Genomic DNA, 20,284 nt, shown 5'->3' with positions numbered 1-20,284 from the left:
CGGGCGAAGCCTACGCGGCGAGCGCCACCCCCGGGTGGATCACGTCGACCACGGCGTCGTCGGTGACCTTCACCGTGCGGCCGAGCTCGTCCTTCCCCGACGCGGCCGCCGTGTTGGTGAAGTCGTCCGGCGGGGCCGGCGTGGTGCAGGTGTACGTCTGCCTGCCCCGCGGCGGCAACGCGCCGATCGTCCGTGCGCACGCGGGCGTGCGGTCGTCGGTGACGGCGACCTCGGTCAGCGGCGCGTCGCCGACGTTGGCGACCGTGATCGTGAACGTGATCGGGTCGCCGGCCCGCACGACGCCGGGCGCGGCGTCCTTCGTGAGCGTCAGGGCCGGCGTGATCACCGTGACGGTCGCCGACGCGGTCGCGGCCACCGGCTGCCCCGCGAGGTCGGTGCCGGTGGCGGTCACGTGCGACGTCGTCGTCGTGGACGGGTTCGCCGCGCACGTGTATGTCTGCGTCGCGCCCGCGGCCAGGCCGGCGAACGTGCGCGAGCACGACGTCGTCGTGTCGTCGGTGACCTTCACCGGTGCGAGCGGGCTGTCGCCGGTGTTCCTGACCGCGACGGAGAACGTGACGGCGTCGCCCGCGTGGACCACCGGCGGGTCCGCGGTCTTGGTGACCTCGACGGCGGGCGCGATCGTCGGGGCGGGGGCGTCCGCGGTGGCCGTGACCTGCTTGCCGAGCTCGTCGACGGCAGCCGCGGTCGCGGTGTTGACGCCGTCGGCGATCGGGGCCTTCGCGGTGCACGTCGTCGTGCGGCTTTCGCCGGGGGCAAGAGACCCGGCGAGGGCGCACGTAGGCGCCTTCGGGTCGGTGACCCGCAGGTCGGAAAGCCCGGTGTCGCCGGTGTTCGTGACCTTGATCGTGAAGGTCGCGGTGTCACCGGCGCGGTAGGCGGGCTTGTCGGCCGTCTTCGTCATGCCCAAGTACGGGTGCACGACGTCGACGGCGGCGGTCGCGGCGCCGTCGAGCGGGTCACCGAGCGCGCTCGCGCCGGTCGCCTTCACCGTGTTCGTGAAGTCGTCGGCGGGGGCGGGGCCGGTGCAGTCGTAGGTGACCGTCTGCCCCGGCGTCAGCGTGCCGAGTGGCTTGGCGCAGGCCGGAAAGGCCTCGTCGGCGACCTGCACCCCGGACGCCGCGACGCCGCCCGGGTTGGTCACGGCGACGGCGAACGTCGCGGGCTCGCCGGCGTGTGCCTTGGGCCGCGTCGCGTGCAGGGTGACCTGGAGTTCGGGCACCGGCACGGAAAACGCCACGTTTTGCGCTAGGTAGGTGTCGCCGCTGGTCACGAAGCCGAGCTTCGCGCTCGTCGCGCCCGCGGGGATGTTGTCGACGTTGAACGCCTTCGCGTCCACGCTGAAGTTGTTCTTCACTCCCGGCGCGGCGGCGTTGTCGGCGTTGGCGATGAAGAAGTTCGACGTCCCGCCGGTCGCGGGCTCGGCGGCCGGCGTGCCGTCGACCAGGAGCTGGTCGCCGGAGCCGCCCCAGTCGCCGTCGTACGCCGTGACGCCGATGTGGGCGTCGGCGGCCGCCGCGCGGAAGCCGGTGATCGTCGTTTCCGTCGGGACGTCGGCGGTCTGGCGGACGTGTCCGTCGTAAACCGCGACCTTGCGTTTGTTCGGTGCGAAGTCGGGATTGCGGGCCGGGTACGCGTAGACCAGGGCGATCGACCAGCCGCCGACGCAGTCGAAACCCTTGGGGGCCCAGACGTTGCCGACGGTCACGTCGAGCGCGGCGCCGGTCGGCGCGCCCGCGAACTGGCTGGTCACGTCCGCGTGGGCGGAGTAGTACGGGCCGTCTTCGGCGAAGGCCGCGGGCTTGACGTCGACGGACTTCGCGCTGCCCACCGAAAGCCGGACCTCCTGCGTGGCAGGGTTCCCGGCCGGCGGAACGGCGGGAACGCCCTCGCGAAAACCGCACGTCGTCCCCGTCGTGTTGCCCGCCCAGTTCAGGCGGGCGAAGGCGATTCGAGCGCCGGGCGGAACACGCACCGACGCGCTCGCGGAATCGAACGTGCCCGGGTCGGCGTCGACGTCGGCCCACTGCATGAAGAAGTCGTCGTTGACCAGGGTGTCCTTGCGGTCCGCGGTGTTCGCGCACGCGGCGGGTGTGTCGACCGCCCCGGCGGTGGGCGCGTGGTCGGCGGTGACCGGGCAGCGCAGGACACCGTTGCCCGCGTACAGGAAGTCGCCGTAGACGACGTCGTCGTAGCCCACCGCGAAGGCCGGGGCGTCGGCCGCACCGGCAGCCGGCGGCACAGCGGCGGCAAGGAAAACCAGGGCCAGAACCAAGCGAAGCGGTCTATCGGGCAACCGCATTCCTCGCTACCTCCGGGCCCTTGACGACCTGTCGGAGCTTGGCACGAAAGAGGGGTTTACGCCCCAATACTCACCCGTCCGTGGCGTCAGTCAGCTTCGCCGTCGACTCGTGGGTGAGGGCCGTGGCCCCTTCGACGAACCCGATCACCGTGCGGAGCTCGTCGTCGGTGTAGCGGTCGCACAGCTCGTACATGCGCTTGACGAGGTTGTCCCACAGGTGCACGCCGCTCGCGATGGCCTGTTCGTCCAGCGCGATGAGGACGCGGCGGCGGTCGTCGGGGTGCGGTTGGCGGCCGACGATGCCCTTGCGCTCCAGCCGGTCGATCATCGCGGTCACCGACGCGGGCGCCAGGCCGGAAAGCCGCGCCAGATCCTTCGGCGTCTGCGGGCCGAAGCGCGCGAGGTAGTCCAGGACCTTGCTGTCGACGGCCGACAGCCCCCGCGTCTCGGAGATCGCGGTGTGGAACATGACTGTCTCCGTCGACAGCTCTCGGGACCTGAGCAGGACTTCTTCGACCAGGTGCGCTCGCTCGCTTGACACGAGCCCCAGCCTAGCCCACTCTTTAGTTCGACAGAACGAATTAGTTTCTAAGAGATTCGAGAGGACGAACGAGATGACCAAGGCACTGATCATCGGGGGCGGCATCGCGGGCACCATCACGGCCATCGCCCTGCACGAAGCCGGCCACGAACCCGTGCTGTTCGAGGCGTACGACCGGGGCGCCGAGGGCGTCGGCGCGTTCCTCACGCTGGCGGTGAACGGCCTGGACGCGCTGCTGCCGCTGGGCCTCGAGGACGTCGTCAAGAGCACGGGCTTCGACTCGCCCCGCATGTCGATCGGGCTCGGCAACGGGACGCGGCTGACCGAGTTCACCCTGGGCGGCACGCTGCCGGACGGCACGGTGAGCCAGACCGTGCTGCGCTCCGACCTCTACGTCGCCCTGCGCGACGAAGCCACGCGACGCGGCATCCACGCCGAGTACGGCAAACGCCTGATCGGCGCGAGCCAGACGTCTTCGCAGGTCAGAGCGGACTTCTCGGACGGCTCACACGAAACCGGTGATGTCTTGATCGGCGCCGACGGACTCCGTTCGCGCGTCCGCACGATCATCGACCCGGACGCGCCGGCGCCGCGGTACGTGCCGCTGCTCAACACCGGCGGGTTCGCCGAAGGCCTGACCCTGCCGGACGAGCCGGGCGTGCTGAACATGGTCTTCGGCAAGCGCGTGTTCTTCTGCCACGTCGTCAGCCCGAAGGACGGCCGCGTCTGGTGGTTCGCGAACCCGGCCCGCAAGACCGAGCCGACGGCGTCCGAACTGGCGACGCTGGCCGGCGAGAAACTACGCGCCGAGTTGCTGCACCTGGTAGCGCGCGACCGGACGCCGGCGGCGGAGATCATCCGCGCGACCCGCGAGGTCTACCCGGCGTGGCCGACGTTCGACTTCCCGACGGTCCCGATCTGGCACCGCGGCCGCATGGTGATCATCGGCGACGCGGCGCACGCGACGTCACCGGCGGCGGGCCAGGGCGCGTCGATGGCCATCGAAGACGCCGTCACGCTGGGCAAATGCCTTCGCGACGTGCCGGACGTCGAGCGCGCGCTGAGTACGTACGAGAGCCTGCGGCGCGAGCGCGTCGAAGCCGTCGTCGCGGCGGGAAAGCGCAACGGAGACCAGAAGGCGATCGGCCCGGTCGGGCGCGTCGTGCGCGACTTCTTCATCAAGCGGGTCTTCTCGAAGCCGTTCGACGAAGATCCCAACGCCTTCATGTGGAACCACCGCACGGACTGGAACGAGAAGATCTCCGCTTAGCGCCAGGTGTCGACGCGGTGGAAGTTCTTGTACGCCCGGCTCGGGGTCGGGCCGCGCTGCCCCTGGTAGCGGGACCCGGCCTCACTCGAGCCGTACGGGAACTCGGCCGCACTGGAGAGCCGGAAGATGCACAGCTGGCCGATCTTCATGCCCGGCCAGAGCGTGATCGGCAGGTTCGCGACGTTCGACAGCTCGAGCGTGATGTGCCCGGAGAAGCCCGGATCGATGAACCCGGCGGTCGAGTGCGTGAGCAGCCCGAGGCGGCCGAGCGACGACTTGCCTTCGAGGCGGCCGGCGAGGTCGTCGGCCAGGGTGACGAGCTCGAACGTCGAGCCGAGCACGAACTCGCCCGGGTGCAGCACGAAGGGCTCGTCGCCCTCCTTCTCGACCAGCGAGGTCAGGTCGTCCTGCTGCAGCTGCGGGTCGATGTGGGTGTACTTGCTGTTGTTGAAGACGCGGAAGTACCGGTCGAGCCGGACGTCGACGCTGGACGGCTGAACCATGCCGGCGTCGAAGGGGTCGATGCCGAGCCGGCCGGCGTCGAGCTCTTTGCGGAGGTCACGGTCACTGAGCAGCACGCCGGGCAGCCTATCCGGTGGGTTCAGGCCGCCCGCATGTGCTGCGCGTACGTCGTGTCGGGCGCGAAGATCTTCTCGAGCCGCTTCACGTACCCGCGGCGCCCGGCCTCGCCGATCCGTTCCTGCAGCGCGGTGGCGCCGGGGATGAACCGCCGCACGGTTTCGGCGGCGAAGTTGACCCCCGCCACGGCGACGATCGCGGCCTGCGCGACGGGGTCGTTGGGCAGGCCCAGGAAGTCGGCGTTGCGCTTCCCGAGCACGAGCCGGCTGATCGACGAGTGCACGGCGACGGAGACGTGCGAGAGCACCTTCCCGACGGCGCCGCGCCCCTCGCCGACCGCGGCGTTCGCCTCGATCAGGGCCTTGGCGAGGCGCTTCGAGTCATCGTCCGGGATGAACTCGGTGGCGGCGAGCAGCCAGAGGAGGCGCCAGGCGTCTTCTTCGGAGGTGGGCAGCAGCTCGTCGTCGACGCCCATGAGCCAGCCGATGTAGCGCCAGAGGTGCAGGATGTCGCCGCGCTCGCGGGCGGAGTAGCGGAGGCCGAGCAGCTGCGTGCCGAAGACGTAGACGAGCGAGAAGAGCAGAAGCGTGCCGGCGGTCTGGACCTGGTTGACGGGCCGGTCCCAGGCGTCGTAGTCCCAGTCGTCCCGCCGGTTCATGGCGGCGCGCACGTGGGCGTGCACGAGCCGGATCCGCAACGCCGAGGCGTAACCCTGCTCGCCGTGCTTGAGGGCGCCCGGCGTGGTGACGTCGATCCACCAGGCGGCGGTTTCGACGAGCCGCCGGGTGGCCTGATACTCGATCTCCCCGGTCCCGACCAGGGATTTCGTGGCGCGGGACGCGAGGTAGCCGCCCATCAGCGACATGTCACCGAGCGGGAAGAGGCCGAGCAGCCCGGCCCGGGTGATGGCTTTGGCGCCGCGTTCGAGCCGTTCGTCGTCGACCCAGTAGGGCTTGGCGTCGACCTCGTCGAAGAAGGCTTTCAACGGCCCTTCCGCGGCGGCGCCGTTCTTGAGAGCGTCTTCGAAGAGCTTCCGGCCTTGTCCTTTGGGCTGCTGCGCCATCCAGGCGACGACGTCGTCGGCACGCTGGTCCTGAACCTGGGCGAACTCCCGCAGCCGCGCGACCTGCCGCTCGTCCCCCCGGATGTCGCCTTCGATGAACAGCCACCGGCCCAGCCGGAACCCGCCTTGCCGGAACAGCTCGGGCTCATCCATGGCGCTCACCTCCGAGGTCGACAACAAGTGTTGTCACTTGAGGCGCGAACGTCAAGGAGGGAGGGGTCTGGACACGAGGATCACGCCGCCGTGTATGCTGGCGACGCACTGCGGATGTAGTTCAATGGTAGAACATCAGCTTCCCAAGCTGAATACGCGGGTTCGATTCCCGTCATCCGCTCTCATGGAGAAGCCCCAGGTCACACGGTGTCTACTGTGGACCTGGGGCTTTCTCTATCTCCGGTCTTCACTTCTCGCGTGCCATTAATGTGCCATTAGCCGACCGGAACCGGTTGGCCCTCCTGATCTTCGTCGTCGTCCGGGGTAGTGCCCTTGCGGTGTCGGTCGACGAGCTTGGACAGCCGGTCCGCGATCTGCTTGTCGGCGTCGCTGGTCGCCCGCTGGTAGATGAGGGCCGCCCGCATGTCGTCGTGCCCCATCCGCGCCATCAGGTCTTTGGTCGAGGTGCCCGCCTTTGACGCCCAGATGTTCCCGGCGTGCCGGAGGTCATGGAAGTGCAGGCCCTTGAGCCCCATCTTCTCGACGACCTCCGTCCACCTGGTCCGCTGGCTGAAGTTCGGCCGGCGGACCGCGTGCCCAGCTCGCTCACCCGTGAAGAGCAGCGCGTCCTGCTCCGGCTTGACCCAGGTGTCCAGGTGCCGGAGAAGGTCACGCCGGACCGCAGTCGGAATGATCAGCGTCCGGACGCCAGCTCGCGACTTCGGCGGACCGACTATGAGCCCACGGCCCGGAACCTCGACCAGCGCCCGCGAGACCCGCACCCACGACGCGTCCTCAGCCACGTCACACCGACGTAGCGCGGTCACTTCACCCCACCGCAGTGACCCGAACGCAGCGAGCAACACCAGCGCCCGGAACCGCTCCGGCACCCGGCTGGCCAAGTCGAAGACCTGGGCCACGGTGATGACTGGCCGTTCGTCAGGGTTTTCCTTATCAGCACCACGAACCCGGCAGGGGTTGCGCGGAAGGATCTTGTCCTCATCAACAGCCGTGTTCAGGATCGCCCGGAGCAGCCGGTACGACTTGGCTGTCACCGACTCCGAGACGCCCGCTGTCAGCCGGTCCGCCCGCCACTGACGAATGACCGCCGTCGACAGCTTGCCCAGCTCGACCCCGCCGAGGTCCGGCGCAATGTGCTTACGCAGCAACCATTTGTACAGCTCGACCGTGCGCGGACGGAGCCCCGGACGCTGAGCAACCCACTGGTCCGCGTAGTCGCCGAGCTTCCGCTTCGCGCGTTCCGGGTCGATCCACTCACCCTGCATGATCTGCGTTTCCACGCCCGACAGCCACTGTTCAGCGGTCCGCTTCGTGTCGAACGTTTTCGGCGCCGACCGCACAACGCCGTCCGGACCGGGATAGCGAGCCTGCCACCGCCCGGACGGAAGTTGCCGGACACTCCCGAAACCGCGATGCCCTTGCTTGTTCGCCATGTCAGGCCGCCCTTCCCAGGTCCCGCCGGACCGACGCACGCGTGATCGGCTCGACCCGGCCGGCCTGCATGAAGCTCTCCAGGTCTTCAAGTGCGAACCGGACGTGCACCCCGGCCTTGTGAAACGCGATCCGTCGTTCGGCGATCAGCCGACGCACAAACCGAACCCCCGTGTTCAGGTAGACGGCCGCCTCATCAACCGTCAGATACTTCGTTTCCATGCGATCCTCTCCCCAGGGTCTAAGCAGCCTGCTGAGATGCCGAAGTTTCTGGATCACTCCCCGGTGGCCCAGCGGCGGCGAGTAGCGCGCGGTCGTACTCGGCCTTCCACGTGATCCGTTCCGCGATCGCCCGCATGACCAAGTGCGGCCGAGGCGGTACCTGCGGGTCTCCCGGTTCGACCTTCCGCCACACCAGCCGGGCCGGATCAGGTTGTGGCTTCTCGATCCCGATCGCCGCCAACGCCTGCTGAACGAACGCCTTGCGATCGGCCTTGTGGTCGTCGAGCGTCTTCCCGGACCACTTCCGCGACACCAGCACCCGACGACCAGGCAGCCCAAGCGTGGTCCGCCGGTGAGCGCGGCCCTTGCAGTGCCCCGGCGTGGTCTTGCTGCCCGCGCCCTTCGGCTGAACCCCGTATAGCAGCCAGACCGCGCACCGAGGCGAGCACGGAGTCACCGACAGCTCGGCGTGCAGCCGGTCCTGGTGATCCCGCAGCCGCGCCGTGTCCGCTTCCACGACTTCGCCGGTGGACTTGGTCAGGTACTTCGTGAGGTAGCCGACGTGGCGGCCAGCTTCTTCGGTGCCGCCGAGGATGCCCTTCGAGTGCACCTGCCGCCCGAACACGACGACGTGCGCCGGGTCCTCGACCGCTTCCACGGCGTCATCCCACGACGTCAGCGGTTCCCGGGTGTCCGGGTCGAGGAACATGCGGGTGTCGCCGTCCCAGACCGGCAGCCGCTCGGTGTAGACGATCTGGTCGTGGTTGGGCCACCAGACCTGGTGATAGGTGGCTTCGGTGACCTGCCGGATGACATCGTGCGGGATCGCCCCGCGGATTGCCGCATGCAGGTGTGGAGCGGTGCGCTTCTGCGGCTCGACGGTGGCGAAGTACTGCGCGTCCCAGCCGACGACCCGGCGCAGGTTCTGCCACCACCGATCCACCAGCGCGGAGAAGTGCACGGCGTCCCGAGCAGCCCGCCGGTAGTCATATCGACTCGGGTCGACCGGTGCCCCATCGCGGACCGGGCCGTAGGAGTCGCAGGTCAGCGTGACGAACATGGACGGCCGGAACTTGCCCGCGTACTCCCGGCCGACCGTGGTCTTCGCGACCTTCTGCCGGGGCAGGTTCGGCGCATCCTGCCGACGACGAGTCGACCGCTTCACGGCACGCTTGGTCGGCACGTCGAGGGCGGGCAGCCGGCCCCGCATCCCGAGTTGCCGAAGTTCCGCATCAACACCGGCGACCTCCTCCCGCAGCTCTTCGGCCTCGGCCTGGTCGTGCTCGACCACCTCCCGATACGCCGCGACCAAGTCGGCGCGGTAGGTCAGCAGTTCCTTGTGATCCTCCGATGGCGGCTCGGCGGTGAGGATGGGTTCTTCGGTCATGTGCCAGCCCTCGCGGCACTGGGCCTGGCGAAGCGCCTTCGCTTTCCGCGCGCAGGGCAGGCACACGGATTCCACGGTGGAGCCGCAGGGCACGGGGACGTAGCGGAGTTCGCCGGTCTCGGTGTCGCCGACCTCCATCGTGAACGGGCGGACGCAGACGCCGTGTTTCTCCGCCGTCGCCCGGATCACGTCAGCAGCGAGCGGTACGCGCATCCGTTCGGCCCGCGTCCCAGAGGTGGCCGGCTGGGTCTGTTCCTGGTCGGTCATCAGGCAGCCACCTCCCCGGGGCGGGTCCATTGCCGGAGCACGAATACGGGCATGTCCTGCCGCGACCCGGCGGGCAGATCTGGGAACACGTCCTCGGAGAAGTCGACCGCGCCGTAGACGTGGACCGGGACCCCGCAGGGCATCCGCCCCTTGACGATCAGATGCACCGACGTTCCGGCGGGCGTCCGCCAGATTTGCGCGGACACCTCATCCAGAGTTCCGGCCCATGTCATCAGCCCCGAGGCCACTTCGGGCAGCTTCCGAGCGGCACCGAGCTGCACCCAGATCGGGTCCGAGCCCGACGTCACGCTCACCGACGCCACCGGCCCGAACACGTGCAGGTCCAGGTGATCGCGGATGGCGTCGAGAAAGACCATGGTCGTGTTCACGCCGCCACCCCCTCACCACCGAGCACCGGCCGAGCGACGCCGCCGTTGGTGACGTACTGCTCCAGCGCCTTGACGGTCTCATCGGAGACCCACCCGGCGCGGATACGCAGGGGTTCGCGGATGCCCTCGCCCCACACGAACCCGACCCCGGCTTCGCTGTCGCCGATGCGGTTGGCCCACGCGCCGCGTCCATAGGCGCCGTCGCCGAGGACCATGCCGACGTGCGTCTTCGAGGTGACGCGCAGGCAGACGCGGCGGGTGAACAGCTCCCGCACCGGGACGGTGTCCTTGGTTGGTTCCTGCACGTACCCGCGTACGGAGATGTTGAGCGCCCGCCCTTGGGTGTTCAGCAGTGCCACGCGCTCGACGATCTGTTCGCGGGTCTTCCGGTCGGTGTACTTGGTCAGAGCACCGATCTCGTCGAACTCCAGCAGCTCAAGCGGATAGTCGGTGGACAGGGGGATGGTGCGGACGTGGCCGGCGAACTCTCGCTTGCGGGATTCCATCTCCTCGACCAGGCCGTCGAGCACCTCGAGCGCGTCCTTCCCGGACACCGCGTAGCGGGCGAAGATCCCTCGCCCGTAGGCGAGCTCCATCCCTTTGGGGTCGATGCCGGACATGCGCACCAGGCCCGAGCGGATCGCCGGGGCTGCCGCGACGAGCGGGCACCACATCACCGAGTTCTTGCCCGCGCCCGAGGCACCGGCGGTGAGGCAGTGGGCGCCCGAGCCGAGCAGCGGCACTCGCCAGTCGTGGCCGTACTCGGTGCGACCGGCCCAGACTTTGCGGAGGTCCACCGCGGATTCCTGCACCGCGACCAGGTCGGGAACGGCCGGGGAGTGCACGAGCGTGGCCAACTGGTCGCGTCGTTGGAAATCGACGGAGACCACGTTCGGCTCCAGCTCTCGCACCTGACACCGGGCGACCTTCCGGGCCGAGGCCAGCGCACGGGCCGCGTCGTCGAAGTCCTCGGGCTTCTGGCCGGGCACGAGCTGTACCCGCACCTCATCCCACGACGGACCCGATCGGACGCCGAGGACCTTGGGCACCTGCACCCCGGACTGCCGAGCCGTCGCCCGCGAAGCCTTCCGACGGCCGACCAGGTTGACCGTGACCTCGACCGGCAGGGCGGCGTCCCGGACGCTCAGGCCGCAGGCGTGCAGCCAGCCGGGCAGTTTGAGGTGGTAGACGGCCCAGCGCAGCCACCACGACCGCAGAGGCCGGCCGCACCACTGGTCAAACGAGGTCACGTCGAGCAGCCGCCACACGCCGAGGATCAGCGCCAGGCCGCCGAGGTTCACGACGAGCCAAACCCAGCCGACCCAGACGCACCACAGGTAGACCGCGATCACGGTCAACGAGGTGCGCCAGTGGATCACGACCTGGGAGAACAGCCAGAACACGACCTTGCAGGCCCACCACAAGGCCACGAACACCACAACCATCGCGGTCAGCAGCTCAGCCATCGAGGCCAGCGCACGCCCGATCTTGGCCAGGACCCACACACCGAGGCCGAGGCCGGCCAGGGCGATCACGAGCATTCCGGGGGAGGTCATCGCCGACCACCACCCAGCACCGCCGAGAGATCCAGCGGCAACGCCCCCAGACAGGGGGCGCACTTGGTTTCGCCGGGCAGCAGCCGAGCGAATCGCTTGCATTCCGAGCATCGCGAGCGGGTGACCCCCACTGGCGATGGTTGCTTGTCATCGTCTAGCGTCTGCATTGTTCACACCTCGCGGTTGTGGACAGCGCAGGAGCGGCATGGTTGGTAGCCGAGTTTCCGCTTCTGCGCCTTACGGTTCCGCGTCACCGAAAGAGGACGCGTTTCATCGCCGCACGACATAGCGTGCGTTTTTCCTTGCAGTGATTCAATCTTCGCCTGTCTACACAGGACTATTCAGGCTTGTTCTTCGCGCCCTGGATCTTCGCCGACACCTCCCCGGCTTGACGTCGTTCGTAGTCCGCCCAGTAGAGGGATTCGTGGTGGTGACCCCGGTCGACGTCGGCGACCCACTCGTACATCCGGGCGTTCGCCTGGCGGTAGGCCACCCAAACCGATGGATTGGCGTCCGGCGCAGGCCGACGATCCATCGCGATCTCATGCGCGTCCCGCAGGGTGCGCGGCTTATCCGGCGTCTTCATCACGCATCAGCCGAGCCGTCGCGCGGGCTTCGAGGAGCGCCGCCAGGTCCTCCGCGCCGTCGCGGAGCTGACGGAGGAACGTCACGCACGCCGGCCACATCGCCGGGTCGTCCGGTGGCCGGAGCGTCACCACGCAAGGCGCCCCCGCGAGCACCAGCATCGGCGGATATGTCGGGTCCGAACCAGTCTCCTCGACCGTCAGTTCCGCTTGTGGGCCGACGACCCACGTCACGCCGAACCCGTCCCATCCGGTGGTCGACATGCCCTACCTCGCCTCGAACGCTGTACTTGTCGGCCTGAATCTCGAACGCCTCAGCCGCGGAAATGACCGCCGCGTGCGCCCACCCGGGAAGCTCGAACTCGGCGGCAAGGTGACGCCAAGCCGCCGCGACCGCACGCGACACTGACGACAGCTCAGCGTCCGACGCAGCCGAGTACCGGGCGTAGGCCAGTTCCCAAGCCCGCACCAGCTCCCACCGGCTCATGTCAGCTCCCCTGGTCGACGACCCGAATCGGCGCGGCTGAACTCCAGTTGCGAACGCCGCATGAACTCCTCCCCCGCGACCGCCGACGCGTGACGCGCCCACAGCGGCACAGCCAGATCGGCGGACAAGGCACGCCAGGCAACCGCCACAGCGTGGTAAGCGAGAGCAAGACGCCGCACTGCCGCCAGATCGTCCGAAGTCGACCTCATCGCAGCGAACAGCGCGGACGTCTGCTCCGCGTACGCCTCGTTCCACCGAGCGACCGCCTCACGCGACGGCCGCCCCGCCATCACGCGGCCTTCTGCTGACTGCCCGAGCCCTCACCGGCGGGCGTCTTCGCGGCAGCCTGCTTCGAACCAGCACTACGGCCCGGCTCACGCATGCCGGTCGCCCGCAGCACCCAGCCCTGGTACTTGAACTTCTCGCCCATCACCCGGGCCTCGACCATCAAGCCGTCGAACACAACAGGCCTGAAGTCGAACCCCTGCATCGCCGCCGGAGGCGGGACGGGCTGGACCCGGTCGAGCAGGGTAACGGTGGCCGACTTGTCGCGGTCCTTCTCCGCCGACGGGTCGGTCACGGTGACCTTCCACTGCGGCAACCCGGTCTGCTCGTCGATCTTCTGCTTCGGCTGCTTACCCCGGGCCTTGTCCTCATTGGAGACGTACTCCATGTCCGGTGTGACCGGACCGACGATCGCGGCCCCGGCCGGGAACACGACGTCGTGCTCGATTTCGAAGCGTGTCCCGCGCGCTACTGCCATATCGGTACCTCCTGGTCAGGCGCCTCACTCGGCGCTGCCGTACTTGGCTTACTTGATCAGGTTAGCCAGGTTGCCTAGCCAAGTCAAGCAAGTCGAAATCGGCCTAGACCGCTAGGTCGCCTAGACAGGCAAGGCGGTGGTCGGGGAAACTGGACGCGTACCTGAGGTACCCGTCAAGGAAGGAGCCACCGATGACGCTCGACCCGGACGACCCGAGGCCGCCATACGTGCAGGTGGCGAACGCATTGCGCGCGGCGATTTTGACCAGGAAGTTCACGCCCGGCGACAAGCTGCCATCGCGAAACGAGCTGGCGAAGACGTACAACGTCGCGCCGATGACGGTGCAAAACGCCATCCGCGAACTTCGCGACGAGGGCCTGATCGTGTCGCGTCAGGGCAGCGGCGTCTTCGTTCGAGAACGCACCGAACGCCCTATCGGCCTCCGACCGCACATCGAACGCGCCTTCGAGGCCGAAGACGTCACGATCGACTTTGCTGGCTTCTCTGGCGAGACCCTGCACGGCGTCATCTCCGAGCCGCTGGACAAGATCCGAATCGGCCGGCTCCGGCCCGAGTCGATCACCGTCCGCCTACTGGTACCGGACCCCACGCAGCCGTGGTCCCTCCCGGTCACGGTCGACGAGCACGCCGACAGCCCGCTGTTCCGCAAGCGCGCCGAAGAGATCATGCGGCGACACACCCTCGCCATCGTCGACTCGGTGACCGAGCTCGCCGAGATGGGCCTAATCAACAAGGCCACAGCGCAGGTTCGCGTGCACCCGTCACCGCCGATGTTCAAGCTCTACTTGATCAACAACGAAGAGACGTTCTTCGGCTTCTACCCGGTCCGCGAGCATGTCATCAGCTACGGCGGCGAGACCCAGGCGATGTACGACCTCATGGGCAAGGACGCGATCCTCTTCCACCACTCGATCAACGACGACGACACCTCGACCGGCTCGCAGTACGTCGACCAGGCCAAGACGTGGTTCGACAGCATGTGGAACAGCGTGGCCATGGACTACGAGCGATGAAAGCGGCGGAGATACTCTCCCGTGCATCCGCCTTGTTCCTCGACTTCGACGGCCCGGTCTGCTCGGTCTTCGCAGGCATCCCCGCATCCACAGTCGCCGACCAGCTCCGAGGAGTGCTCGCAGACAACGGGCACACTGATCTACCTGATGCCGTCGCAACAACCGAGGACCCGTTCGACATATTCCATTACGCGGCCTTGCTCGGCGATGACGAAGCCCGCTATGTCGAGGCCGCCTTCACCGCCCACGAAGTTGAGGCGATTTCAAGCGCCACTCCTACAAACGGCGGACACCAGCTCATCGAGACATGGACCGAATCCGGCCGACCACTCGCCATCGTCAGCAACAACAGTGCACTAGCGATCAGCGCCTACCTAGATCTCTACGATCTCCACGCCTTGATCGACCTCGTGTCCGCTCGGACCGGCCCGGATGCCGCGCTACTCAAGCCGAGCCCCCACTTCTTGAACCAAGCCATGTCGGCGCTGGACGTCGCCTTCAACGAATCCGTGCTCCTCGGCGACTCGACGAGCGACATTGAAGCCGCGCACGCCGCAGGCGTCCGCTCAGTCGGCTACGCCAACAAGCCCGGCAAACGCACGAGACTGACCGCAGCCGGAGCCGACGCCATCACAGAAGCCCTCACCGGCCTCGCCACCGTCGGATGAACGTGCCGGCCGCTACAAAACTTCGTTACGTTATGAAGACCCGGCGGAGACGACGGTGCCCAGAACGGACATTTAGCCCAAAAGACTAGCGCTTTGAGTAGTATGGTGGTCACCGTACGCGTCGATCGCTACCGTGCGTATCGACGCGTCGCCCACTGCAACACCCCGCGTTGACTAGGTGCGAGCAGTTAATGTACAGTTGCGCCTGACTCACTGCGGGACTCATGGGCCCGCTTTAACGAAGGGGGCGGCCTAGCCGTCCCCTTCGCTCTTTCTAGGGCAACGGAGTCCCCACGGCGACCCAGACCGGCCCCCTCTTGTTGAGGTCGATCTGCATTCCAGGCAGTCGCTGACCAGCGCGTAGCTTCTGATCGGTAGTCAGAAGTCCGCGGTTGCCGTCACTACTGACGATGACGGCACCCCCCTTCGGGAGCACTGACGCAACTCGCAGTGAGTCGACGAGATCGGGATCGAAGAGGCGCGCGTTGCCGTTGATGAGGCGACCGAGGATGCGGCCCGTAGTGCGATGCACAAGGACCGAATCGCCGGGTATGACACCTCCGAGCATGGACTGCTCACGACGTGAGGTTCCGTCGCTCAGTTCAATCTCAACCGTCATGGGAGCGGTCCGCTTCCGGACTACAGCGGTCTGCCAGCTCTTCGACGCTCGGTGCGCCTTGCCACAGACCAAGATCGGAAATGAACCCAGGATCTTCTCGTCCCACATGACATCCACAGGTCGCAGCGACACCGTCTGACCATAAGAAGGCAGTGGCGTGCCCTTCTCTGGAACAGCGACGATGCCCGTGCCGTGCACTAGCCGTGGATGACTGCGCGAGCCGCCCACCTTCCAGGGCAACAGGTTTCCGTCACGCAAGGCGCACGCCAGCAACTCACGGTACTCGTGACCTGTTGTCAGTGTCGGGTCACCAGCCATCTCTGCGTAGGTGCTAGGCGCCAGCAACATGTACGGATGGCCGCGATGTTGCACTACATTGAGCGCAGCCACCGTGATCGGCACCTTGCTTGCGACGGCGTAGTCGACCGCCGGTGCGAGGTCGATGTCTTTACTTAGGACGATGATCGCTTCAATCGTCGTCCTCGCAGAAGCGATCTCCTCTACGTAGCGCGTGATACGGACGCAGCATGCTCCGTCCACCATCTTCTCTTCGATCGTGCCCGTCGGCTTCAGGTGCAGCTCACCGAGCAGGGGATCGCCACCCTCAGCAATAACGCGATTACGGTAAGCTTCATTAAGGGCATGCTGCTTCGCAAGATCGACCTTGTCACGTGTGCGTGCCAGAGCGAGGCCGACGTGGACCGCTGCCACGTCGAACCCATACCGCGCCAGCCCAATCCGGATGCCGGCCACCGACGGGCACGCGCGAACGCCGGTAGCGTCACCGCACTGGTGGAAGACGTTTCGGCTGTCGACGACAACCGCTGCCGAAACTCCCAACGCTTCCACCATCCCATCCACCACGATGCAACGCAGTCTACACTCGACCCCGCTTCTCTCAACAAACCACGCCGTTGTGTTGTAAGTTGGCCATGTGAGACCCGACCAATTCGAGGTGCCCACGTTCGGGCAGGCCTGCCAGGACGACGACAGTAGGTACTGGTGGTTTAGGCCTGCCCCGCTGCCGCGCGAGCTGCCGCTTGACGCGGAGACGCAGCTAGCACTATCAGAGGCCGACGCGGCGCTCGGACGCCTGTCGGGAGTGGGTGGAATGCTGCGAAACCCCAGACTCCTGATGCGCCCCTACGCAGTCCGGGAGGCGCTCGCCAGCGCTCGAATCGAGGGGACTCAGGCAAGTCTGACCGATGTCTTTCAGGCAGAATCCAGCCATGCTCGCGCCCGCGAGCGAGATATCAGAGAAGTCACCGCGCATGTCGAGGCGCTCGAAACGGGCCTTACGCTCGCAATCGACCATCTAGATCTAAGCGCACTATTCGAAGTGCACAAGACATTGATGTCAACAATCGCGGGCAGCTCGATTGGCGGCAGCATCAGAAAAGGCCCCGTTTGGCTCGGGTCTCCGACACAAAGTCCCGAAACTGCCATATTTGTGCCGCCGGTGGGAGACGCAATAAATGAATCGCTTGACGACTGGCAGGATTATCTCAAGAACCCACCACGCGTTCCTGTTTTGGTGCGGGCAGCTCTGCTTCACTATCAATTTCTGACAATCCACCCGTTCTCTGATGGCAATGGTCGCGTAGGGAGGATGCTAGTACTACTCTTCTTGCGACAGCAGGACAGGCTGTCCGTGCCACTTCTCTACGTAAGTCCGTACTTCGCAGCCAGACGGCGGGAGTACTACGACAGACTGCAAGCCGTCCGTGAGCGCGGCGAAATACAGCAGTGGCTACAGTTTTTTCTAACAGCAGTCGCCGCCCAGGCCGATGACGGAGTCCTGCGATCACGTGAACTGTTAAGCCTCAGGGAACGCTACCGAGCTGAACTTGCGGGCAGCAGAAGTCGCGCAATTGAAGTAGTAGAGCTCTTATTCATGAATCCCATAATTACAACTTCCCTAATTCGCAGGAAGTTGGAAATCACGAACCAAGGTGCCCTCAATCTGATTCGCAGTCTCGCGGGACGTGGGTGGCTCTCCGAGATAGGTGTTAGCGGCAAAGGCGGAGGAACCGTGTGGATTGCAAATGAAGTCTACGGTGCCATCGCTGGCGATGAAGCTCACGAATCAGACGGCCGGACGTTTGCCATTTAAGTGTCATCGCCAGTCACGTAGCCTGCCGAACTTGGCTCTATGGGATCAAGGCGCCGCCAGCGGCGGCGCGCACGTCGCCTGCCGTACGGCGAGCCCACCCGCTCGCGGCACGGACGGCCTGCCGCTCCGCTCCGGCCGCCGGCCGCCGGGTGGGCCCGCCGCATCGATCGATCGCATAGCGCGCCGCCGCTGGCAGCGATCAGCTCATCGGCCTAGTTACGGTAGAGACGCACGCTGGCAGGGTCGAAGCCATGCCACCCTCTGACCGCGCTACAGCAGACGCTCACGCCGCAGCAGCACGTCAGGCTATCGAGCAGGGTAGGAACAGCGCCGACCCGATCAGTCTGGCCACGGCCGAAGCGCTCCTAGCCGTGTTCCACCAGCTCAAGCACATGGATGACCACTCGGTCGCCTCCGACCAGGTATCCACTCTGATTGGGGCCATCGACACGCTCACCTACAAGCTCCCTGATCACTAGCCGCCGGCACCCCGAAGCCAGCACGCGGCCGGTAGCACCGCGTCAAGGCGGGAAAGCGTGCCTTGACCCGGCGCCACCGGCCGCGTGCTGGCTTCGTATCGGGGTGATGGGGGAGGTCTGGGTGGGGCGCAGGTAATGCCATTAGCGTGCCATTCAGGCCGGTCAACCAAGGTCAACAGCGGGTGCCGCGAGACAACCCCGTCCGCAGGTCAGGGCCACTTTCGAGCATGATCACCCTGGTTCCCAAGCTGAATACGCGGGTTCGATTCCCGTCATCCGCTCAAGAAATCGAAAAGGGTGCCTCCCGAATCGGGAGGCACCCTTTTCGTTTATGGCCGCGTGAATCGGTTGTAGAACAGCACCGGGTCGGTGATCTGGGAGAAGTTGCGGTCGGACGCGAACAGATCGATCGTGTTCTCGTCGAGAACTTCCGCGCCCGCGCCGAAGCGGAAGTGGATCGACTGCGTCTTGGTGTTCTGGGGGCAGAACGGCAGGCGCGCAATCTCGGACATCCCCTGCCCAGCGATGTCCACCGCGTACAGGATGCCCCAGTCGTCGAACTTGTAGCTGCCGCCGGAGGCCAGGGACAGCAGGTAGACGTTGTCCTCGAAGTCGGTCAGCAGAGCCATGCTGTCGGGGCCGGGGCTGCCCGTCTCGGCGGAGAAGCGGTAGGTGAACTGGCAACGCCGGTCGCTCAGCGGCATCGCGTTCGATTCGTAGAACCGCACCTCGCCACCCGCGTAGACGCCCATCACGTACCGCCGGGCCGCGCCGGCGCCGATGTCGGTGATGCCCACGGCGTTCGCCGCCTTGCCGGTGTCCACGCGCAGGTCGAGGAACTTCGGGTCGGCGCTGTCGGTCAGCTTGCTGAGGTCGTAGAAGCGCACGCAACCCCGCGTGGTGCCGTTGTCCTCCAGTGCGACGGCGAGGTAGTCGCCGATCACCTGTGCGCCGCCGGGATGACTGAGGCCCCGCTCGGGGATCGTGAGCTTCCGGGTGGGCATCTTCCGTTCGCGGTCGAGGATGTAGAGGGACCCCTGGTTGCCGAGCCGCGCGTTGTAGGGCAACAGGAACCAGTCGCGGTAGGGCACCATCGACTGGATGTGGTCGAGCAGCGCGAAAATCGCCCCGTCGACGGCGCAGGTCTCGTTGATTCCCTTCTTGTCGATTTTCCTGATCGCATTCTGGACGCAGGCCAGCCGCGTCGACCATTCGCGACGCCACGTCGCCCGGAACGCGGCGAGACCCGCCTTGTCGTGGTTCGTGGACCGGTAGCCGACGTCGAGGCCGAACTCGTCGGCCAGCACCTGGAGTTCCCCGTCGGCGCTCGCGTGGTTGCGCTCGGAGATCCGGATTTCGGGGCCCCACGTGCCGTTGGTGTCGTTGCGCACGCAGAGGTCGACGTGGTGGTTGTCCGACGTGCCGATGAAGAACAGCAGCAACTGGTTGTCGTAGGCCACCGGCGCGGGCTGCCGGCGGCTCCGCGTATTGCCGTCACGGATGTGCTGCCGCTTGCTCCAGCTCCGGCCGTCCGGACTTTCGACGACGGTGAGCAGATCGCTGTAGCGGTAAAACGCGAACAACGTGCCGCGGTGCAAGCAGAGAACGGGTTTCGCCGACGTCGGAAAGTACTGATCGGTGACGGTCGCGGCGACGCGCCAGCCGCGGCCGTCGGTGCTGTAGGCCGTGTGGATTTCCGGCGTTCCCCGCCGCTGGTAGGCGACGACCAGTTTGTCGGCGAGGCCGACCGCGGCCAGTTCGTCCTGCAAGTCGGCATCGATCTCCTCGGAGACGTCGACCAGCTGCCAGTCGGCACCATTGCCGGTGATCGCGATACTCAGGCCACCGACCTCGTCGCGGTAGAAGACGTACAGCTCACCCTGGTAGTGCACGGCGACGGGCTGACACGACGTCCCCATGCCACCCGGGAGGATCGTCACCGGCGGGAACCACTCGCTGCCGTCGGGCGACTGGCACAGCATGAGTTTCGAGGGGTCCTTCCGGTCCCGGTAGAGCAGGAAAAGCTTTTCGAACACGACGATCGGCACGAGTGGACCCGCACTGCGCGCCTTGTTCTTCGCGGTGAGATCGGTCTTTTTCGACCAGTCACTCCCGTTCTCCGACGAGCAGTACTCCACCGTGCCGGCGGAAGAAGTGTCCACGGTGAACAGGTACAGCCGGCCCCGGAACCGCACCGGTGCGGGCGAACCGTGCGTCCGGACGCCGTTCTTCTTCGTGATGTCGCTGACCGCCGACCAGTCCACGTCGGTCGCATCGGCGGTTTCTGGTCCCCGTTGGGTGGTGGTCATTTCGCCTCTCCCCGGATCTGCCGCGA

At 66.7% G+C, this 20,284-nt stretch carries 18 protein-coding genes and 1 tRNA gene; 5 read left to right on the top strand and 14 right to left on the bottom strand.

All coding sequences use genetic code 11. The features are described from left to right. Positions 1-10: 10 nt before the first annotated feature. Both AB0N03_RS16985 and AB0N03_RS16980 read right to left on the bottom strand, forming a co-directional pair. Complete coding sequence (locus AB0N03_RS16985; protein ID WP_364371857.1) at positions 11-2,296, bottom strand: hypothetical protein; 2,286 nt, start codon at positions 2,294-2,296, stop codon at positions 11-13. Positions 2,297-2,393: 97 nt separating this feature from the next. Further along, a complete protein-coding gene (locus tag AB0N03_RS16980; protein ID WP_364371854.1) occupies positions 2,394-2,864 on the bottom strand; it encodes a MarR family transcriptional regulator in 471 nt (156 codons plus the stop codon). A 73-nt stretch (positions 2,865-2,937) separates the two neighbouring features. On the opposite strand from AB0N03_RS16980, the gene AB0N03_RS16975 reads away from it, so the two are divergent. Then, positions 2,938-4,134: an FAD-dependent monooxygenase gene (locus AB0N03_RS16975; RefSeq protein ID WP_364371851.1), complete on the top strand. Its 1,197-nt coding sequence runs from the start codon at positions 2,938-2,940 to the stop codon at positions 4,132-4,134. Here AB0N03_RS16975 and dcd read toward each other — a convergent pair. Together dcd and AB0N03_RS16965 are read right to left on the bottom strand one after the other, a co-directional pair. Further along, on the bottom strand, positions 4,131-4,712 hold the full coding sequence (gene dcd, locus AB0N03_RS16970) for a dCTP deaminase (protein ID WP_329053741.1): 582 nt from the start codon (positions 4,710-4,712) through the stop codon (positions 4,131-4,133). The two genes, AB0N03_RS16975 and dcd, sit on opposite strands and share 4 nt — an antisense overlap. A 23-nt stretch (positions 4,713-4,735) precedes the next feature. After that, a complete protein-coding gene (locus AB0N03_RS16965; RefSeq protein ID WP_364371848.1) occupies positions 4,736-5,929 on the bottom strand; it encodes an oxygenase MpaB family protein in 1,194 nt (397 codons plus the stop codon). 110 nt (positions 5,930-6,039) lie between these two features. On the opposite strand from AB0N03_RS16965, the gene AB0N03_RS16960 reads away from it, so the two are divergent. Then, positions 6,040-6,110, top strand: a tRNA-Gly gene (locus AB0N03_RS16960). A 94-nt stretch (positions 6,111-6,204) separates the two neighbouring features. Here the strand turns inward: AB0N03_RS16960 and AB0N03_RS16955 are convergent. The 8 genes from AB0N03_RS16955 to AB0N03_RS16920 all read right to left on the bottom strand — a co-directional run bounded on the left by AB0N03_RS16955 (position 6,205) and on the right by AB0N03_RS16920 (position 13,036). Further along, positions 6,205-7,230 carry a site-specific integrase gene (locus AB0N03_RS16955; RefSeq protein ID WP_364371845.1) on the bottom strand — a complete coding sequence of 342 codons (1,026 nt, stop codon included), beginning with the start codon at positions 7,228-7,230 and terminating at the stop codon, positions 6,205-6,207. 154 nt (positions 7,231-7,384) lie between these two features. Beyond that, on the bottom strand, positions 7,385-7,603 hold the full coding sequence (locus AB0N03_RS16950) for a helix-turn-helix domain-containing protein (protein ID WP_176174002.1): 219 nt from the start codon (positions 7,601-7,603) through the stop codon (positions 7,385-7,387). A 19-nt stretch (positions 7,604-7,622) separates the two neighbouring features. Beyond that, on the bottom strand, positions 7,623-9,257 hold the full coding sequence (locus AB0N03_RS16945) for a replication initiator (RefSeq protein WP_364371842.1): 1,635 nt from the start codon (positions 9,255-9,257) through the stop codon (positions 7,623-7,625). Further along, a complete protein-coding gene (locus AB0N03_RS16940) occupies positions 9,257-9,646 on the bottom strand; it encodes a hypothetical protein (RefSeq protein ID WP_364371839.1) in 390 nt (129 codons plus the stop codon). The genes AB0N03_RS16945 and AB0N03_RS16940 overlap by 1 nt, the downstream gene beginning before the upstream one ends. After that, on the bottom strand, positions 9,643-11,202 hold the full coding sequence (locus AB0N03_RS16935; protein WP_364371837.1) for an FtsK/SpoIIIE domain-containing protein: 1,560 nt from the start codon (positions 11,200-11,202) through the stop codon (positions 9,643-9,645). Before AB0N03_RS16935 ends, AB0N03_RS16940 begins: the two co-directional genes overlap by 4 nt. A gap of 337 nt (positions 11,203-11,539) precedes the next feature. Beyond that, positions 11,540-11,788 (bottom strand): AMED_5909 family protein, encoded by a 249-nt coding sequence (locus AB0N03_RS16930; RefSeq protein ID WP_364371835.1) that lies wholly within the window; start codon positions 11,786-11,788, stop codon positions 11,540-11,542. Then, positions 11,772-12,050: a hypothetical protein gene (locus AB0N03_RS16925; RefSeq protein WP_364371832.1), complete on the bottom strand. Its 279-nt coding sequence runs from the start codon at positions 12,048-12,050 to the stop codon at positions 11,772-11,774. Before AB0N03_RS16925 ends, AB0N03_RS16930 begins: the two co-directional genes overlap by 17 nt. Positions 12,051-12,562: 512 nt before the next feature. Continuing rightward, entirely contained in the window at positions 12,563-13,036 is a 474-nt protein-coding gene (locus AB0N03_RS16920; protein ID WP_364371830.1) for a hypothetical protein, read from the bottom strand. 191 nt (positions 13,037-13,227) lie between these two features. Here AB0N03_RS16920 and AB0N03_RS16915 point away from each other — a divergent pair, with 191 nt between their 5' ends. Beyond that, positions 13,228-14,070 carry a GntR family transcriptional regulator gene (locus tag AB0N03_RS16915; protein WP_364371827.1) on the top strand — a complete coding sequence of 281 codons (843 nt, stop codon included), beginning with the start codon at positions 13,228-13,230 and terminating at the stop codon, positions 14,068-14,070. Then, positions 14,067-14,738 (top strand): HAD hydrolase-like protein, encoded by a 672-nt coding sequence (locus AB0N03_RS16910; RefSeq protein ID WP_364371825.1) that lies wholly within the window; start codon positions 14,067-14,069, stop codon positions 14,736-14,738. The genes AB0N03_RS16915 and AB0N03_RS16910 overlap by 4 nt, the downstream gene beginning before the upstream one ends. Positions 14,739-15,012: 274 nt before the next feature. Here the strand turns inward: AB0N03_RS16910 and AB0N03_RS16905 are convergent, their stop codons facing one another. Then, a complete protein-coding gene (locus AB0N03_RS16905; protein ID WP_364371823.1) occupies positions 15,013-16,209 on the bottom strand; it encodes a hypothetical protein in 1,197 nt (398 codons plus the stop codon). Positions 16,210-16,291: 82 nt separating this feature from the next. On the opposite strand from AB0N03_RS16905, the gene AB0N03_RS16900 reads away from it, so the two are divergent. Continuing rightward, positions 16,292-17,470 (top strand): Fic/DOC family N-terminal domain-containing protein, encoded by a 1,179-nt coding sequence (locus AB0N03_RS16900; RefSeq protein WP_364371820.1) that lies wholly within the window; start codon positions 16,292-16,294, stop codon positions 17,468-17,470. Positions 17,471-18,278: 808 nt separating this feature from the next. Here the strand turns inward: AB0N03_RS16900 and AB0N03_RS16895 are convergent. Next, entirely contained in the window at positions 18,279-20,258 is a 1,980-nt protein-coding gene (locus AB0N03_RS16895; protein WP_364371817.1) for an exo-alpha-sialidase, read from the bottom strand. Positions 20,259-20,284: the final 26 nt, after the last annotated feature.

The sequence above is a fragment of the Amycolatopsis sp. NPDC051061 genome, assembly GCF_040682935.1.
Classification (GTDB): domain Bacteria; phylum Actinomycetota; class Actinomycetes; order Mycobacteriales; family Pseudonocardiaceae; genus Amycolatopsis.
This window is presented reverse-complemented; position numbering and strand designations above follow the sequence as displayed.

Coding starts and splice junctions, on each gene's coding strand:
- AB0N03_RS16905 (WP_364371823.1), bottom strand. CDS start 16,209: ATGGTGGAAGCGTTGGGAGTTTCGGCAGCGGTTGTCGTCGACAGCCGA.
- AB0N03_RS16965 (WP_364371848.1), bottom strand. CDS start 5,929: ATGGATGAGCCCGAGCTGTTCCGGCAAGGCGGGTTCCGGCTGGGCCGG.
- AB0N03_RS16950 (WP_176174002.1), bottom strand. CDS start 7,603: ATGGAAACGAAGTATCTGACGGTTGATGAGGCGGCCGTCTACCTGAAC.
- AB0N03_RS16895 (WP_364371817.1), bottom strand. CDS start 20,258: ATGACCACCACCCAACGGGGACCAGAAACCGCCGATGCGACCGACGTG.
- AB0N03_RS16935 (WP_364371837.1), bottom strand. CDS start 11,202: ATGACCTCCCCCGGAATGCTCGTGATCGCCCTGGCCGGCCTCGGCCTC.
- AB0N03_RS16945 (WP_364371842.1), bottom strand. CDS start 9,257: ATGACCGACCAGGAACAGACCCAGCCGGCCACCTCTGGGACGCGGGCC.
- AB0N03_RS16925 (WP_364371832.1), bottom strand. CDS start 12,050: ATGTCGACCACCGGATGGGACGGGTTCGGCGTGACGTGGGTCGTCGGC.
- AB0N03_RS16910 (WP_364371825.1), top strand. CDS start 14,067: ATGAAAGCGGCGGAGATACTCTCCCGTGCATCCGCCTTGTTCCTCGAC.
- AB0N03_RS16915 (WP_364371827.1), top strand. CDS start 13,228: ATGACGCTCGACCCGGACGACCCGAGGCCGCCATACGTGCAGGTGGCG.
- AB0N03_RS16920 (WP_364371830.1), bottom strand. CDS start 13,036: ATGGCAGTAGCGCGCGGGACACGCTTCGAAATCGAGCACGACGTCGTG.
- AB0N03_RS16930 (WP_364371835.1), bottom strand. CDS start 11,788: ATGAAGACGCCGGATAAGCCGCGCACCCTGCGGGACGCGCATGAGATC.
- AB0N03_RS16975 (WP_364371851.1), top strand. CDS start 2,938: ATGACCAAGGCACTGATCATCGGGGGCGGCATCGCGGGCACCATCACG.